Genomic DNA, 17,052 nt, shown 5'->3' on the forward strand with positions numbered 1-17,052 from the left:
TCGGCACCCGCTCGTAGGGTGCTCCCGTGACCCTGCACCTGCACACGGCCGAGCGCACCGACGCGCTGGCCGACGGCCTGGCGGACCTGCTGGTCACCCCGCTCCCCGATCCGTTCGCCCGTGAGGTCGTGGTCGTGCCGGCGCGCGGCGTCGAGCGCTGGCTCACCCAGCGGCTCTCCCACCGGCTCGGGGTAGGCGGCCGCGGCGGCGACGGCGTCTGCGCCGGCGTCGACTTCGTGACCCCGCACTCGCTGGTCTCGATGCTGCTCGACCGCGACGCCGAGGACCCGTGGAGCCCGGACCGGCTGGCCTGGCCGTTGCTCACCGTGATCGACGACGTGATGGGCGCGCCCGGCTTCGAGGACCTCACCACCCACCTCGGCGGCGGTGACCCCGCCGACGACCGGTCGGCGCGGCGCTACGCCGTGGCCCGCCGCCTCGCGGGGCTGTTCTCCTCCTACGCCGTGCAGCGCCCGCACCTGCTCACCCAGTGGCGCGAGGGCCAGGACACCGACGGGGCGGGCGGCGCGCTCGACGGCGATCTGGTCTGGCAGGCCGCCCTCTGGCGCCGCGTCCTCGCGGTGGTCGACGAGCCGCCGCCCGACGTGCGACACGCGGAGACAGTGGCCCGGCTGCGGGCGGGTGGGGACGACCTCGACCTCCCGCCGCGGCTCTCGCTCTTCGGGCACACGCGGCTGCCCGAGACCGAGGTGTCCCTCCTGACCGCGCTCGCCGAGCTGCGTGACGTGCACCTGTGGCTGCCGCAGGCCTCGACCGCGCTGTGGAGCGCGCTGGCACCGGCCGCCCGAGAGGGGCAGGTGCCCCGCTCGATCGACACCTCGGCCGCCGTCGTCGGCCACCCGCTCCTCGGCTCGCTCGGCCGTGACGCACGAGAGCTGCGGCGTACGCTCGGCGACCTGCCCAGCCGCCCCGCGGCGGCGACTCCTCCGCCGCCCGACACGCTGCTGGGCTGGCTCCAGAACGACCTCCGCGCCAACCGCGCGCCGAGCGCAGAGGAGCGGTCCGCACGCACGTGGTCCCCTCGGGGGGACGACTCGGTGCAGGTGCACGCCTGCCACGGCGCCGCCCGGCAGGTCGACGTGCTGCGGGAGGTGCTGGTCGGTCTGCTCCAGGACGATCCGACGCTCGAGCCGCGCGACATCCTGGTGATGGTCCCCGACATCGAGACCTACGCCCCGTTGATCTCGGCGGCCTTCGGCATGGCCGACGTCGCGGGTGACGGTGCCGGCCACCCCGGCCACCAGCTGCGCGTGCGGCTGGCCGACCGGTCGCTCGCCGCCACCAACCCGCTGCTGGCCTTGGCCGCGCAGCTCGTCGAGCTCGTCCGCGGCCGGATGACGGCGAGCCAGGTGCTCGACGTGGCGGGTGCCGATCCGGTGCGTGCCCGCTTCGGCTTCGGCGACGAGGAGCTCGAGCGCGTCGCGCACTGGGTCGACGTGGGCGGCGTGCGCTGGGGCTACGACGCCCAGCACCGTGACACCTTCGGGCTCGGTGGGCTCGACGCCAACACCTGGACCACCGGGCTGCGCCGCGTCCTGCTGGGGGCTGCCATGTCCGGGCTCGACCACCGTCTGGTGTCGGGCACGGTGCCGGTCGACGACGTGAGCGACGGAGACCTGGACCTAGTCGGCCGGTTCGCCGAGCTCGTCGAGCGGGTGCACGCCTTCGTCGCGAGTGCCGAGCGCGCCACGACGGTGACCGACTGGACGACGGCCCTGTCCGAGGCGGTGCACCGCCTCACCTCCACGCCGGTGACGGAGGTGTGGCAGGTGGCGCAGTTCGACCGCGAGGTGGCGCGCATCGCCGCCGGGGCCGGCGAGAGCAGCACGACGCTGCGGCAGGCCGACGTACGAGCGCTGCTGCAGCAGCGGCTCCGCGGCCGGCCCACCCGGGCCAACTTCCGCACCGGCACGCTCACCGTCTGCACGATGGTGCCGATGCGCTCGGTGCCGCACCGCGTCGTGTGCCTGGTCGGGCTCGACGACGGGGTGTTCCCGCGGGTGTCGACCGTGGACGGCGACGACGTCCTGGCCCGGCGGCCGCGCACCGGCGAGCGCGACCTGCGCGCGGAGGACCGCCAGCTGTTCCTCGACGCGATCGTGGCCGCGACCGACAAGCTCGTCATCACCTACACCGGCCGCGGCGAGCACACCGGCGCCGAGCGTCCGCCGGCCGTCCCGCTGGGAGAGCTGCTCGACGCGCTGGACCGCACGGCGGCCGAGCCGGTGCGCGAGCAGGTGCTGACCCACCACCCCCTCCAGCCCTTCGACGAGGCCAACTTCGTCGCCGGCCGGCTGCGCGGGGACGCCGCCTTCACCTTCGACCGGTTCGCCCTCGCCGGCGCGAGTGCCGCCCGCCTCGACCGGGAGCCGGTGGGGGTGCTCGTGCCCCACCCGCTGCCAGTCGCCGACCCTTCGCCCCAGGACGTCTCCCTCGCGGACCTGCAGGACTTCTTCGCCCACCCCGTGCGCGGGTTCTTCCGCCGGCTCCGGGTCGCGCGCCCCTACGACGCCGACGAGGTGAAGGACGAGATCCCGATCACCCTCGACGCGCTGGAGAAGTGGGCCGTCGGCGACCACCTCGCGTCCGAGGTGCTGGGCGGTGCCGACGCCCTCGCCGTCGGCGAGGCCCTGAAGGCCTCCGGTCAGCTGCCACCCGGTCCACTGGGCAAGGGCGTGCTCGACGAGATCATCGAGGTCGTCCGCCCCCTCGTCATCCGCGCCCTCGAGCTGCGCCGTGGCCCGCTCCGCACCCTCGACGTCGACATCGACCTGGGCGGCGGCCGGCGGCTCTCCGGCACCGTCGGCGACGTCTGGGGCAACAACGCGGTGTCGGTCTCCTTCTCCAACCTCGGCGCCAAGCACCGCCTCGCCGCCTGGATCAACGCGCTCGCGCTGGCCGCCGGCCTCCCCGACGAGAACTGGACCGTGCACACCATCGGCAAGCACCGCGCCGGCGGTCAGGTCCAGCTGATCGGTCCGCTGGCCCAGCACGACGCCCAGACGTGGCTGCGCGACCTCGTCGCTCTCTACGACGGCGGCCAGTGCGAGCCCCTCCCGCTGCCGGTGAAGACGACCCTGGCCTGGGCCGAGGAGCACCGTCGGGTGCGTGCCGGCAGCGACGGCGACGCTGACATGAAGGGCCGGGCCGAGTGGGAGACGCCGCGCTTCAACGACTCCGGCTTTCCCAAGGAGGACGCCGACGCCTGGCACGTACGCGCCTTCGGCGAGCACGCCGACTACACGCTGCTCGCTGCGCCCACCCGCGGCGTCGAGGACGGCCCGCACCGACTGGGTCACTACTCCTGGCGCCTGTGGAGTCCGCTGATCGACTCCGGCCACGAACAGGTCAGGGGGCTGTGACGCGATGACCGACGCGATGACCGACGCGATGACCATGGACACCTTCGACATCGCCGCCGACCTCAGGCCCGGCACCACCCTCCTCGAGGCCAGCGCCGGCACCGGCAAGACCTGGACCATCGCCGCCCTCGTCACCAAGCACATCGCCCTTGGCGAGGTGGGCCTCGACGAGATGCTGGTCGTCACCTTCACGCGTGCCGCGAGTCAGGAGCTGCGCGAGCGCGTACGCCGCCAGCTCGACGAGGCGGTCCAGCTGCTGGCCGACCCGGGGCACCGCGACCCCGCCAACCGGCTGCACGACTGGCTGCTCGACGCGTCCGGAGCCCAGCTCGAGGAGCGCCTGGCCCGGCTCACGACGGCCCTCGTCTCGTTCGACGCCGCGACCATCGCCACGATCCACCAGTTCTGCCAGCTCGTGCTGCGCAGCCTCGGCGTCGCGGGTGACACCGATGCGTCGGCCACGCTGGTCGAGGACCTGGAGCAGCTGACGACCGAGACGGTCGACGACCTCTACCTCGCCCAGTTCGGCACCGTGGAGAAGCCACCCTGGACCCGCGCCGCCGCGCTCGAGCTCGCCCGGTCCGTCGTCGGCGACCCACGGGCGGTGGTCGAGCCGGCCGCCGTGCTCACCGAGTCCCCCGACTCGACTGCCGCGATGAGGGTGCGGTTCGCGGGCGACGTGCTGGAGGAGGTGGAGCGCCGCAAGCGGCGCCTCGGCGTCCTCAGCTACGACGACCTGCTGAGCCAGCTGGCCGACGCCCTCGAGGACACCAGCGCGGCCGCGCGCCGGCGCATGCAGCACCGATGGAAGTTCGTCCTGATCGACGAGTTCCAGGACACCGACCCGGTGCAGTGGCAGGTCTTCCAGCGAGCCTTCAGCGAGACCACGACGATGGTCCTCATCGGCGACCCCAAGCAGGCGATCTACGCCTTCCGAGGCGGCGACATCGTCACCTACCTCCAGGCTGCCGAGACCGCGACCACGACACAGACCCTCGGCGTCAACTGGCGCTCCGACCGCCCCCTGCTGCGGTCGATCCAGGCCGTGCTCCAAGGGGCACAGCTCGGCGAGGAGCGCATCGTCGTACACCCGGTCGAGGCGCACCTGCAGGAGTCGCGACTCCAGGGCGCCGGCGCTCCCTTCCGGCTGCGGGTCGTGCGACGGAGCGAGCTCGGCAAGGGTCCGCGGTCCAAGCCGCCGGTCGCCGTGTGGCGCGACCACGTCATCACCGACACCGCCCACGACATCAAGCGACTGATCGAGGCCCGGCCCACCTTCGACGGACGCGACCTCAAACCCGGCGACATCGCCGTGCTGGCGGCCAGGCGCAACGAGCTCGAAGCCGTGCAGCACGCGCTGGCCGCGGTCGGGGTGCCGTCGGTCGTCAACGCGGGCGGCTCGGTGTTCCACACCCCGGCGGCCGGCGAGTGGCTCACGCTGCTCGAGGCGTTGGAGCAGCCCCACCGCGCCGACCGGGTGCGGGCAGCAGCCCTCACGTCCTTCTTCGGCCACACGGCCCAGTCCCTCGACGCGGGCGGCGACGAGCTGACCGACGACCTCGCCGGCCGGGTCCGCCTGCTCGCCGACGTCTTCACCCAGCGCGGGGTCGCGGCCGTGGTCGAGGTGGCCGCGGTCGAAGGGCTGACGGCGCGGGTCCTTGCCCGCGTCGGCGGCGAGCGCACGCTCACCGACCTCCGCCACATCGGCGAGTCGCTGCTCCGGGTGTCCACCGAGGACAAGCTCGGCCTCGTCGGCCTGCTGGCGTGGCTGCGCGAGCAGGTCGCCGACGAGAAGCTCGAGGTCGCCTCCGAGCGCACCCGGCGCCTCGACTCCGACGCCGAGGCCGTCCAGCTCGTCACCATCCACGGCAGCAAGGGCCTGCAATACCCCGTCGTCTACCTCCCCACGCTGTGGAACCGCTTCACCGGCCGCGACCCGGCGGTCCCCCTCTTCCACGACGACGAGGGGCGACGGTGCCGCGACGTCGGCGGCGCGAGCGCCTTCCACCGCGAGGCCGTGCGGCGCCACTGGCGCGAGGACGCCGGCGAGTCCCTCCGACTGCTCTACGTCGCGATGACGCGGGCGCAGTCCCAGGTCGTCGCGTGGTACGCCGCTGCCGACCGCAACACGCCCGACTCACCGCTCCACCGGATGCTCTTCGGCCGCCGGCCGGGCATGGCGCCCGTCCCGGACGCCCAGGCGCTGGTCGACGAGGACCGTCTGCTGGCCATCCTCGCCGCCTGGGAGGAGGCCGGCGGGCCGAGCGTCGAGCTCGCTGCGCTGAGGCCGCCCGACCCGACCCCGCTCGAGCGCTCCACCGACGCGCTGGGGCTGCGGACGTTCACCCGGGCGGTCGACACGACGTGGCGGCGGACGTCGTACTCCTCGCTGTCAGCCGCGAGTGCGGTGCACGCGGCCGCCGGGCTGTCCGAGCCGGAGCTGGTGCCCGACGAGGACCCCGACGTGACGGTCGACGAGGTGACCGTCGACCTCGGGGGCATGGTCGTCGACGGCGCCGCCGTGGGCGCTGCCTCGGTGCCGTCGCCGATGGCGACGCTGCCGGTCGGTGCCACCTTCGGCTCGCTGGTCCACGCGGTCCTGGAGCACGCCGACCCTGCGGCCGACGACTTCCGCTCCGAGCTGCTCCGACTGATCCACGAGCAGCTGGTGTGGTGGCCGGTCGACCTCGACCCCGGCGAGCTCGCCGATGCGCTGGTCGCGGTGTGCCGGAGCCCGCTGGGACCGCTGGCCGGCGACCGGACGCTCCTGTCGCTCGGCCTCCCCGACCGGTTGCGCGAGCTCGACTTCGAGGTCCCCCTCGCCGGCGGCGACACCGTGGCCGCGCCCGCCGACGTACGCCTGGGCGACCTCGCCCCGCTGCTGCGACGGCACCTGCCCGAGGGCGATGCGGTCCGGGTCTACGCCGACGCGCTCGACGCTGACCCCGACCTCGCCGCCCAGTCGCTGCGCGGCTACCTCACGGGGTCGATCGACGTCGTGCTCCGGCTCGACGTCGACGGGCAGCAGCGGTTCCTGACCGTGGACTACAAGACCAACTGGCTGGGCCCCGTCGACCAGCCGCTGACGGCCCACGACTACCGCCCCGAGATGCTCGACGAGGCGATGGCCCACTCCGACTACCCGCTGCAGGCACTGCTGTACACCGTGGTCCTGCACCGCTTCCTGCGCTGGCGGCTGCCGGCCTACGACCCGGCGATCCATCTCGGCGGCGTCCTCTACCTCTACCTCCGTGGGATGTGCGGACCCGAGACGCCCGTGGTCGACGGGATGCCGTGCGGGGTCTTCTCGTGGCGGCCCCCGGTCGCGTTGGTCGAGGAGCTCTCCGACCTGCTCGACGGAGTGCGTGACGAACAACGCCGCAGGGACCCCGCATGAGCATCATCTTCGAGCCCGTCGACGCCCACGACCGCGACCTCGCCCTCGGCGCCGGTGGACTCCTCGCGCACTTCAACGTCGCCGGGGTGCTGACCTCCGCCGACGTGCACGTCGCCGCCAACCTCGGGCGGCTGGTGGGCGAGGGCGACGACGCGGTGCTCCTCGCCGTTGCCCTGGCGGTGCGTGCCGTGCGCCACGGGTCGGTGTGCCTGGACCTGGCAGCCGTGCCGCAGTCGCTCGCAGACCTCGACCTGCCGTGGCCAGAGCCGGGCACGTGGCCCGCCGCCATCTCCGCCAGCCCCCTGGTGGCCGCGGGCGTGGTGCACCTCGAGCACGGCCTGGTCTACCTCGACCGCTACCACGAGCAGGAGACCCAGGTCCTCCACGACCTGCGCGACCGTGGTCGCTCCGTCCACACGGTCGACGAGGCGCTGCTCGACCAGTCCCTGGCGCGCGTCTTCCCCGACGTCGCCTCCGCCGAGCAGCGAGCGGCCTGCCGCCGTGCCGCCACCCAGGCGACGACCGTGATCACGGGTGGGCCCGGCACCGGCAAGACGACGGCCGTCGCCGGGCTCCTGGTCGCGCTGGTCGAGCAGGCCGAGGCGCGCGGCGAGGCGCTGCGGATCGCGCTGGCCGCCCCGACCGGCAAGGCCGCAGCCCGGCTGGAGCAGTCCGTGCGCGACTCCGCGTCGCGGTTCGGGGGCCAGGACCAGGGTCGGCTTGCGGACGTCACCGCGATGACGATGCACCGCCTCCTGCGCCGGCACCCCGGCAACAGCACCCGCTTCCGCCACCACCGCGGCAACCGGCTGCCCCACGACCTCGTCGTCGTCGACGAGGCGTCGATGGTGTCGCTGACGATGATGGCTCGCCTGCTCGAGGCCGTACGCCCCGAGGCACGCCTCGTGCTCGTCGGCGACCCCGACCAGCTCAGCTCCGTCGACGCGGGCGCGGTGCTGACCGACCTGGTCCGCGGCTACGAGCACCGGGGCGACACTCCGGTCGCCGCCCTCACCACCGCCCACCGCTACGGCGCGGAGATCGGTGAGCTCGCCGAGGCGCTCCGGCTGGGCGACGCGGATCGGGCCGTCGCCGCCCTGCGGGCCGGCGGCGATGCCGTGGAGTGGGTGGCCGCCGGCGATCCGGCCGGCACGATCCGCTCCGCCGTCCTGCCCCACGCACTCGCCGTGCACGACGGCGCTGTCGCGGGTGACCCCACGCGGGCGCTGGCGGCCCTGGACCGCCACCGGCTGCTCTGCGCGCACCGCGACGGGCCCTTCGGCGTACGCCACTGGAACCGGCGCATCGAGCAGTGGTTCACCGCCGAGACCGGGGTGTCGGTGCACGACGCCGCCTACCTCGGGCGACCGATCCTGGCCTCGTCCAACGACTACTCGCTCGGCGTCTACAACGGCGACACCGGGGTGATCGTCGCCAGTGCGGTCGGCGCGCGCGCCGCGATCGCGACCGGGGTCGGGTTCCTGGAGATCGCGCCGTCGCGCCTCGGTGACGTGGAGACCATGCACGCGATGACGATCCACAAGTCGCAGGGCAGCCAGGCCGACGAGATCACCGTCCTGCTCCCCGACGAGGACTCCCGCCTGCTGACCCGTGAGCTCTTCTACACCGCGGTCACCCGCGCCCAGCGCAAGGTGCGCGTGATCGGCTCGGAGTCGGCAGTCCGGGCCGCCATCGCGAGGCAGGCGTTGCGCGCCAGCGGCCTGCGTGCCCGGCTGGCGGATGCCTGAAACGTGGGCGACACACCCACGGGATAGCCTCCTTCGCATGCCTTACCTGATGCGCGTCGAGCTTCCCGATGTCCCGGGATCGCTGGGTCGTGTCGCAGGCGCGATCGGTGAGGCGGGCGGCGACATCGACGCGATCGAGATCGTCGAGAAGCGCGACGGCTACGCGGTCGACGACGTGCTCCTCGAGATGGCTCCCGGCACGATGCCCGACTCGGTGGTCTCCGCGTGCTCCGTGCTCGACGGCGTGAGCGTGCTGTGGATCAACCGCTACGCCGCGGGCGGCAACCTGTTCCTCGACCTCGAGGTCGTCGAGGCCTTGACCGAGGACCCCGACACGGCGCGGGACCGGCTCATCGACCTGCTGCCGATCGCGTTCCGCGTCGACTGGGCCGCCCGCGTCCGGCCCGGCATGAACGGTGCGTCGGTCGTGCACGCGACCGACGCGGCACCCACCGAGTTCGAGATCGGTCCCATCACCTCGCCCACACGACTGCCCGGCGACGAGACGTACGTCGAGCTGGCCGCCCCCTTCGGCGACGAGGTGGTCCTGATGGGTCGCCGGGGCGGTCCGGAGTTCCTCGACTCCGAGCTCGCGCGGCTGCAGCACCTCCTCGGCCTGGCGACCACGATCAGCGGCCGCTGACGCTCTCCGATCGGACCACTCAGGCGACCGACTTGATCCTGGTGACGAAGACCGACCCGAGGACGCAGAGCACGAAGCCGACGACGTACACCAAGCCGTAGCCGAGCGACCAGCTCTCGCCCTGCGTCGCGACCGATCCACCGAGCTCCCGCACCAGCACGAGGATGAGTCCGGCGATCGCCGGGGCGAGGACCTGCGGCAGCGCGGACGCGATGTTGATGACGCCGAGGTCCTTGGCCCGGTCGCCGGCCCCGGGCAGCACCTGGGTGATCAGCGCGAAGTCGACGGCCTGGTAGACGCCGAACCCGGCGCCGAGCACGACCGCCGCGACCAGCGCGCCCGGCCAGTCCTGCCACAGGGCGAGCACCAGCGAGCTGGCGCCGATCAGGACGCCGGACCAGATCACGAAGACCTTGCGCCTGCCGACGCGGTCGCTCCAGTGCCCGACCACCACGGTGGTCGCCACGATGGCGGCACCGTAGATCAGCACGAGCAGGCCCAGGCGCGAGGTCGCGTCGTCGTCGCCGTAGCCGAGGCCGTCGGTGAGGAAGTAGTAGAGGTAGTTGAGCGCGATCCAGTTGCCGAGGTTGACCAGGAGCCGGGTCAGGAAGGCCCAGGCGAAGTCAGGGTGCTCGCGCGGGGAGACCCAGAAGGAGCGCACCAGTCGCTTCCAGTCCATCGGCTCGATGACGTGGTCGGCCGGCAGCGCCACGTCGCGCGAGCCGACGAGGTAGGGCACCGACAGCACCAGCATCACGACGGCGATCACGAGGTAGCCCTGGGCGATCGAGCCGGTGAGCTCGGCGATCTTGATGCCCATCAGCACACCGACGGTGCCGGCGATCGCGACCAGTCCGCCGATCAGTCCGCGTCGCTCGGCGGGGACCTGGTCGGGCACCGCGGCGACGCCGCCGGCCCACGCGGCGTTGAGGGCGAGCTGGACCAGGCTCCACGCGACGACCATCAGAAGCGCGCTCTCCGCGACCGACAGCAGGAGCAGCGAGGCCGCGCCGAGCACGACGCCGCCGAGCACCCACGGCACCCGCCGTCCGAGCCGTGACCGCGTACGGTCGGAGAACGCGCCCCACACCGGGTTGGCGAACATCGAGACCGCGGCGCCTGCGAACAGCACCACCGCGAGGAGCGCCTCCTTGCTCATGCCGCCGGCGTCCGCAGCGGCGATCCGGTCCGCCTGCTGGGCGAGCAGGACCTGGATCGGGCCGAACCAGCCGGCCATCACGCCGAGGTTGAGCAGCACGAGGGCGCCGACCCAGCGAGCCGGTGGTGCGTCGACGGGCTCGTCGAAGGCCGAGCGCGCTGCTGCCTGAGTGGTCACGGCGACATTGTGAGGGCAAGCGGGTTCGTGCGACAGCAGGTCTGGCCCACCCTTGCCCGGGCCGCCGTCACAGGTACGCATGCCTCTCCCCTCCGCGCGGTAACGTGGGTGCGCCTGCGACGAGAGGACGTCCGTTGACCATCGACGCACCGAACCCCGAGTCCCCCGACGACACCGGCGTGACCCAGCCGGCCGACCCGTTCGAGCCCGAGGCCCCCGCGCACCTGGACCCCGACCCGGAGACGGTCGCCCACGACGAGGACCTCGACGACGAGGCGACCGCGGACGAAGCGGCCCCTGCCCCGCGCCAGCCCAGCTGAGGCGTCAGGCTCGCTCGAGCAGGAAGAGCGGGATCAGCCGGTCGGTCTTCTCCTGGTACGACGCGTACGTCGGCCAGGTCGCGACCGCGTGCTGCCACCAGTCCTCGCGCTCCTCACCGCTGAGCTCGCGCACGCGGTAGGTGTGCTTCTCCGCCTTGTCCTGGAGCTCCACCTCGGGGTGCTTGCGGTAGTTGTCCACCCAGGCGGGGTCCTTCGCGCGACCACCGTTCGAGGCGACCGCGAGGTAGGCCCCGTCGCGCTCGACCCGCATGACGGGGTTCTTGCGGAGGTTGCCCGAGGACGAGCCCACCGACGTGACGACCACGACCGGGTAGCTCGTGCCGGGCAGCGTGCCGCCCTTCTCCCCGTTGGTGGCCTCGTACTCCTCGACGTTCTTGCGGACCCATCCGGTCGCGCTCGGGGCATAGGTGCCAGTGAGTGCCATGTCAGTCCCAACGCCACGATCAGCGGCGATCTTCCACCGATACCTGAGGACGTGGTGAACGTGTCGGGCTCCGGTTCCCGTTCACCACGTCCTCAGATACCCGGGCGGAGCCGGTCGGGCCGACTCGATACGGTGCGGGGCATGAGTGCGATCGAAGGCGTCAGCGAGATCTTCGACCCCGAGGCGTGGGACGCCGTTCCCGGCTTCGAGGACCTCACCGACCTCACCTACCACCGCGCCCGCGAGCACGGCACGGTGCGGATCGCCTTCGACCGTCCCGACGTCCTCAACGCGTTCCGGCCGCACACGGTGGACGAGCTGCTGCGCGCGCTGGAGCACGCCCGTACGTCCGCCGACGTCGGGTGCGTGATCCTCACCGGCAACGGGCCCAGCGCCAAGAACGGGAAGTGGGCCTTCTGCACCGGCGGGGACCAGCGGATCCGTGGGCGCGCGGGCTACCAGTACGAGACCGAAGGCCACACCGACGCGGGCGCGGAACCGAACCCGATCGACAAGGCCAGGCTGGCGCGGCTCCACATCCTCGAGTGCCAGCGGCTGATCCGCTTCATGCCGAAGATCGTCCTGTGCGTCGTCCCGGGCTGGGCCGCGGGCGGTGGGCACAGCCTGCACGCGGTGGCGGACCTGACCCTCGCCAGCCGCGAGCACGCCCGCTTCAAGCAGACCGACGCCGACGTCGGCTCCTTCGACGGCGGCTACGGATCGGCGTACCTCGCCCGCCAGGTCGGCCAGAAGTTCGCCCGCGAGATCTTCTTCCTGGGCGACGAGTACGACGCCGAGACGATGCACCGGATGGGTGCGGTCAACCGGGTCGTCGACCACGCCGATCTGGAGCGCGAGGCGCTGGAGTGGGGCCGGAAGATCAACGGCAAGTCGCCCACTGCCCAGCGGATGCTGAAGTACTCCTTCAACCTCCTCGACGACGGCCTGGTCGGCCAGCAGCTCTTCGCCGGCGAGACCACTCGATTGGCCTACATGACCGACGAGGCACAGGAGGGCCGCGACCAGTTCCTCGAGAAGCGCGAGCCCGACTGGTCGCCCTACCCCTGGTACTACTGAACCCTGCTCGCAGTCTGGTCGGCGCATTTTCGCTCGCCGCGGCCCCGGGACTGCGTGACTATGGGCGCATGGATTGGGATGACGCGACTCGCGAGAGGCTCGAGACAGCGCTCAACGAGTCCGACGTGGTCGGAGTTCGGCTCGACCCCGCCGGTGCCCACGTCGACGTCCTGCTCCACGTGCTTGCACTGCCAGAGTCCGGCCCGCTCACGAAGGACGGTCGCCGGATCATGAGGCTCATGCGGCCTGCAGACCTTCGGTTCCTGCTGCGGCGAGATCCGGTCGGTGAGCAGGCGGCGGCCCAGCCCGCCATCCCTCTGGCTGACGAGGCTGCCGTCGAGGACTTCTTCGAATCGCTCGCCTGGGGTGGTTCCGTCTACGGCTGGCGATTCTTCGACGATCCGGGACTGACTCGTGACTGGTCAGCGGATCCGAGTCTCCGCATCTCGATCCGCTCCGGCGGCGGTGCGCACTCGTTCTTCTGGTTCAACGAGTGCGGCGTCGAGGGGGACGGTGACACCGAGTCCTTCTGCATCGAGGGGACGGTCACCTTCGACGATCTTGTCGTGCTTGATGCCGCAGAGCATGAGATCCCCATCGAGACGTTCATCGCTGACGGAGTCCGTCAGTGGGACGCCTTCTACGGGCATGACGAGCGCCTCAGCCTTGAGGCGCAGAGCGAGTCGCAGGAGGGCGCCCCGAGGTGGAGGAAATGGGCGGAGGGAGCCCAATCCGCCATCGGTCCGATCTGATCGCGTGTCACTGAACCTTCCGCCTTGCTCGTCGCGTCATAGGAGTGACGGGAAGTTCCCGGCGCGGGGAGCAAGGGAGACCTGCGTCATGCCACACCTCTCCACACCGATCCGCATCGCAGCACTCACGGCAACCGCGGTCCTCCTCACGTCGTGCAGTGACTCCGGAGGTGGCGACTCGGGCGGCGGCGACCCCCCGTCAGAGCCTTCACGTGACTTCGTCTCGGCGACCCGACTCACGGATGCGGCCGACGAGGCCACGCTCGCGCCCGGGCGCTACGCCATGGGGTTCGTCAGCCCCGAGCCCGACCCGCCGATGGTGCTGATCGAGGTCCCAGCGGGCTATCACGGCCGCGGAGACGGGTACGAGATCACGGGCGCCGACGAGAGCAGCGGCTTCCGCCACCTCGACACCTGGACCGTCGACGTGGTGGCGACCCGGGCGTGCGGAGACACCGAGTGGAAGGACCCCGGACCCAGCGTGGCCGATCTTGCCGACGCGCTCCGGTCCTTGTCGGTGTGGGAGACCACGCCTCCGGTGCCGGTGACCATCGGGGGGCACGAAGGCGTCTTCATGGAGCTCAACGTGCCTGCCCGCCTCCGCGGCGCCTGTCGTACCGAGCTGTCCAGCTGGCGCGACCACCTCGGGGGCTTTCAAGGGATCGGTGCCGGCAAGGCCCAGCTGCTGTGGATCGTGGAGGTCGATGGTCAACGCCTGATGCTCGTCGTCGGCTACTTCCCCGGTCCCAACGGCCCCAGTCCCCGCTTGGTCGCGGAGATGGTCGCCATGGCCGAAACGGCCGAGTTCGTCGATGCCGACCAGGTGGCACCCTGACGGCGACTCGTGCCGCGCTGCCTGTCAGTGGCCAGGGCAGGCGGAAACCTCGACGACGTCACGGCCGTGTCGCGACTAACGTCTGCCGCGTGACCGAAGAGAGCGACGTCGACGAGGGTCACCGAGCCCCTGCCATCGAGGGCTCGACCGCTCTCCCGACCGGCTTCGACCACCCGCACGCGTCCGAGCAAGCCCGCCGGATCGCGGAGGACGGGATGATCCTCCGCGTCCAGGTCGGGTCCGGCGTCCACGGCACCTCGATCGACGGGCAGGACGACCGAGACGAGATGGGTATCTGCCTCGAGCCCGCTGCGTACGTCACCGGGCTCGCCCGAGTCCCCAGTGGCACCCGCGGTGGCGCGGCGCCGATCCGGTTCGAGCAGTTCGAGCGGCACACTGGCTGGGACCGACCGGGCGGACTGGCGAACCGCTCGGGCCCGGGAGACCTCGACGTCATCGTGTACTCCGCGCGGAAGTGGGCCAGCCTCGCACTGGCCGGCAATCCCACGGTGCTGCTGGTCCTCTTCGTGCCCGACCACGAGGTCGTCCACCGCAACGAGGTCGGCGCCCGGCTCGTCGACAACGCACACCGGTTCGTCTCGAAGCTGGCGGCCGACCGGTTCCTCGGCTACCTCCGCTCGCAGAAGGCGGCGATGACCGGCGAGATCGGCGCGCACACCAACCGCCCCGAGCTCGTCGCGATCCACGGGTACGACACGAAGTTCGCCATGCACGCGCTACGCCTCGGCGTCCAGGGCGTCGAGCTCCTCACCACCGGGCGCATCACCCTTCCGATCCCCGAACCCGACCTGTCCTACCTGCGGGCGATCCGCCGCGGGGAGGTCGAGCTCGACGATGTCATCGCGGCGATCGACCGGGCCGAGGCGCGACTGGTGCGGCTCAGCGAGTCAGCATCCGTGCCCGACCAACCTGATCGGGACTGGGTCGATCAGTGGCTGCACGCGAGTCACGTGGACTACTGGGCTCGCACCCCTACCCCGGAATAAAACCGTTGCGCGCCTAGGTGTGTAGACCCCTACACTCCTCAGGACAACACAACAGAGCGGCCCGCGTGGGCCGGAGATCGTCGGTTACCACTACGGATGGCCGGGTTGCGGGTTCGAGTCCCGTCACGACCTTCGGGTCGCGTAGCTCAATGGGTAGAGCAGGATTCGGCGATCACAACATGCCCACGCGGACCCTCCGGACGGCTTGCCCGTCCACACCGTCACGAGAGTGGCGGGCCGGAGCGGATCGGTTATCTCCCTCTCACGGAAGCCCTCGGAGGAGGGCACCCCGGGAATCCGGGGTCCGGTCGGTCCGCACAGCTCGCCCGCCACTCCCGGACGGCACGCACCTGACCCAGGGCCACGGCTCATGACGACGAAAGGAACGACGATGGACGTGCTGCGCGCCTTCAACCTGCGCCGCACCGAGCAGACCTCCCGTGCTGACCGGCGCCAGCGGAATAACTCCGCCGGCGGCTACACCTTCACGCTGGACGACTCGGCGCGGCTGCGCCGGTTCCTCATGCTCGGCGTGGACGGCGGGACCTACTACGCCGCTCCTCGGCAGCTCGTGGCCGAGAACGTCGAGGTCCTGGTCCGCATGGCCGAGTCCGAGCCGGAGGCCCTGGTCTCCACCATCGTCGACGTCTCCACCCGCGGCGCCGCGCCGAAGCCGAACCCGGTGCTGTTCGCGCTGGCGTACGCCGCCTCGGTGCCCGAGTCCTCGGCACTGGCCCTGGCGGCGCTGCCCCAGGTCGCCCGCACGGGAACGCACCTGTTCCTGTTCGCGACGTACGTCGAGCAGTTCCGCGGCTGGGGACGAGGCCTGCGGCGGGCGGTCGCCTCCTGGTACACCGACAAGGAGCCAGACGCCCTGGCGTACCAGGCGGTGAAGTACCGCCAGCGCGAGGGCTGGAGCCACCGCGACCTGCTGCGGCTGGCACACCCGGTCTCGACCGTGCCCGAGCTCAAGGACACTTATGCGTGGATCGTCAACGGCTCGGTGGGCGACCAGGTCCCGGCTCTGATCGAGGGCTTCGTCCAGGCGCAGTCCACCACCGAGGTGGCGGAGTGGGTGCGGCTGGTGCACGCGCACCGGCTGTCCTGGGAGATGCTCCCGGACGCGGCGCTCGGCGAGACCGCGGTCTGGAACGCGCTGCTGGACGTGGGTGTGCCCCAGACGGCGCTGATGCGCCAGCTGCCGCGGCTGACGCGCCTGGGCTTGCTGCCGGACATCGGTGGCCGGACCGACGAGGTGTCCGAGCAGCTGGCCGACGCGGCGCGCCTGCGCAAGGCGCGGGTGCACCCGGTGAACGTGCTGGTCGCGCAGCGGACCTACGCCTCGGGGCAGTCCGCCCGCGGTGCCGGCACGTGGTCGCCGACGCAGACGGTCGCCGACGCGCTGGACGCTGCGTTCTACGCCGCGTTCGGGGCGGTGGAGCCTTCAGGCAAGCGCACCCTGCTCGCGGTCGACGTGTCCGGCTCGATGGGAGTGCCCATCTCGGGCCTGCCGATCACGGCGCGGGAGGCGTCGGCGGCGCTGACCCTGGTGCAGCTGGCCACCGAGCCGTACGCGTCGGCGGTCGGGTTCACGACGGGTTCCGGCGGCGACTGGCACCACTCGGTGCTGAAGCCGCTGAGGATCTCGCCGCGGCAGCGGCTCGACGACGCCCTGCGCGTCGTGGACGCGATGCCGATGTCGGGGACGGACTGTGCGCTGCCGATGGTCCACGCGACGAGGAAGCGGCTCGAGGTCGACACGTTCGTGGTCTACACGGACAACGAGACCTGGGCGGGCGACATCCACCCGCACCAGGCGCTCGAGGCCTACCGGCAGGCGTCGGGGATCGCGGCGAAGCTCGTGGTCGTCGGCATGACGGCGACCGAGTTCTCGATCGCGGACCCCACGGATGCCGGCATGCTCGACGTCGTTGGCTTCGATGCCGCGGCGCCCTCGTTGATCACCGAGTTCGCTCGTGGGATCTGAGCGTCCAGGAGGCACAGGCGGCGCCGGAGCCGATCCCCTCAGGGGGGTCGGCCTCCGGCGCCGTACTGGTTCCAGGTCCGGATCGTCCACCGCGGACGCGCGTGCCGCCCGTGCCCGCGAGC

The 17,052-nt window shown here is 72.1% G+C and carries 12 protein-coding genes; 10 read left to right on the forward strand and 2 right to left on the reverse strand.

Features of this window, described 5'->3' with window-relative positions:
* The first annotated feature begins 26 nt into the window (after nt 1-26).
* Genes recC through J3P44_RS09800 form a run of 4 tightly spaced genes read left to right on the forward strand, consistent with a single transcriptional unit; the run spans nt 27 to nt 9,171 of the window.
* Nucleotides 27-3,383: an exodeoxyribonuclease V subunit gamma gene (recC, locus tag J3P44_RS09785; RefSeq protein ID WP_255890144.1), complete on the forward strand. Its 3,357-nt coding sequence runs from the start codon at nt 27-29 to the stop codon at nt 3,381-3,383.
* Between the two features lie 4 nt (nt 3,384-3,387).
* Nucleotides 3,388-6,780 (forward strand): UvrD-helicase domain-containing protein, encoded by a 3,393-nt coding sequence (locus tag J3P44_RS09790; protein ID WP_255890145.1) that lies wholly within the window; start codon nt 3,388-3,390, stop codon nt 6,778-6,780.
* A complete protein-coding gene (gene recD / locus J3P44_RS09795) occupies nt 6,777-8,528 on the forward strand; it encodes an exodeoxyribonuclease V subunit alpha (RefSeq protein ID WP_255890146.1) in 1,752 nt (583 codons plus the stop codon). Before J3P44_RS09790 ends, recD begins: the two co-directional genes overlap by 4 nt.
* A gap of 46 nt (nt 8,529-8,574) precedes the next feature.
* Nucleotides 8,575-9,171, forward strand: coding sequence for an ACT domain-containing protein (locus J3P44_RS09800; RefSeq protein ID WP_372496571.1), 597 nt, complete (start codon nt 8,575-8,577; stop codon nt 9,169-9,171).
* A 19-nt stretch (nt 9,172-9,190) separates the two neighbouring features.
* Here J3P44_RS09800 and J3P44_RS09805 read toward each other — a convergent pair whose 3' ends face one another.
* Nucleotides 9,191-10,507 carry an MFS transporter gene (locus J3P44_RS09805; protein WP_255890148.1) on the reverse strand — a complete coding sequence of 439 codons (1,317 nt, stop codon included), beginning with the start codon at nt 10,505-10,507 and terminating at the stop codon, nt 9,191-9,193.
* Between the two features lie 134 nt (nt 10,508-10,641).
* Between J3P44_RS09805 and J3P44_RS09810 the strand changes: the two genes are divergently transcribed.
* Nucleotides 10,642-10,827 carry a hypothetical protein gene (locus tag J3P44_RS09810; RefSeq protein WP_255890149.1) on the forward strand — a complete coding sequence of 62 codons (186 nt, stop codon included), beginning with the start codon at nt 10,642-10,644 and terminating at the stop codon, nt 10,825-10,827.
* Between the two features lie 4 nt (nt 10,828-10,831).
* Here the strand turns inward: J3P44_RS09810 and J3P44_RS09815 are convergent, their stop codons facing one another.
* On the reverse strand, nt 10,832-11,272 hold the full coding sequence (locus J3P44_RS09815) for a nitroreductase family deazaflavin-dependent oxidoreductase (protein ID WP_255890150.1): 441 nt from the start codon (nt 11,270-11,272) through the stop codon (nt 10,832-10,834).
* Nucleotides 11,273-11,413: 141 nt separating this feature from the next.
* Here J3P44_RS09815 and J3P44_RS09820 point away from each other — a divergent pair, with 141 nt between their 5' ends.
* The 5 genes from J3P44_RS09820 (at nt 11,414) to J3P44_RS09840 (ending at nt 16,930) form a co-directional block, all read left to right on the forward strand.
* Complete coding sequence (locus J3P44_RS09820) at nt 11,414-12,349, forward strand: 1,4-dihydroxy-2-naphthoyl-CoA synthase (RefSeq protein WP_255890151.1); 936 nt, start codon at nt 11,414-11,416, stop codon at nt 12,347-12,349.
* A 68-nt stretch (nt 12,350-12,417) separates the two neighbouring features.
* Nucleotides 12,418-13,101: a hypothetical protein gene (locus tag J3P44_RS09825; RefSeq protein ID WP_255890152.1), complete on the forward strand. Its 684-nt coding sequence runs from the start codon at nt 12,418-12,420 to the stop codon at nt 13,099-13,101.
* 88 nt (nt 13,102-13,189) lie between these two features.
* A complete protein-coding gene (locus J3P44_RS09830) occupies nt 13,190-13,936 on the forward strand; it encodes a hypothetical protein (protein WP_255890153.1) in 747 nt (248 codons plus the stop codon).
* Between the two features lie 89 nt (nt 13,937-14,025).
* Complete coding sequence (locus tag J3P44_RS09835) at nt 14,026-14,943, forward strand: nucleotidyltransferase domain-containing protein (protein WP_255890154.1); 918 nt, start codon at nt 14,026-14,028, stop codon at nt 14,941-14,943.
* Between the two features lie 391 nt (nt 14,944-15,334).
* A complete protein-coding gene (locus tag J3P44_RS09840; protein WP_255890155.1) occupies nt 15,335-16,930 on the forward strand; it encodes a TROVE domain-containing protein in 1,596 nt (531 codons plus the stop codon).
* Nucleotides 16,931-17,052 lie beyond the last annotated feature (122 nt).

Origin of the sequence: Nocardioides astragali, from assembly GCF_024436375.1 — a bacterium.
Classification (GTDB): domain Bacteria; phylum Actinomycetota; class Actinomycetes; order Propionibacteriales; family Nocardioidaceae; genus Nocardioides; species Nocardioides astragali.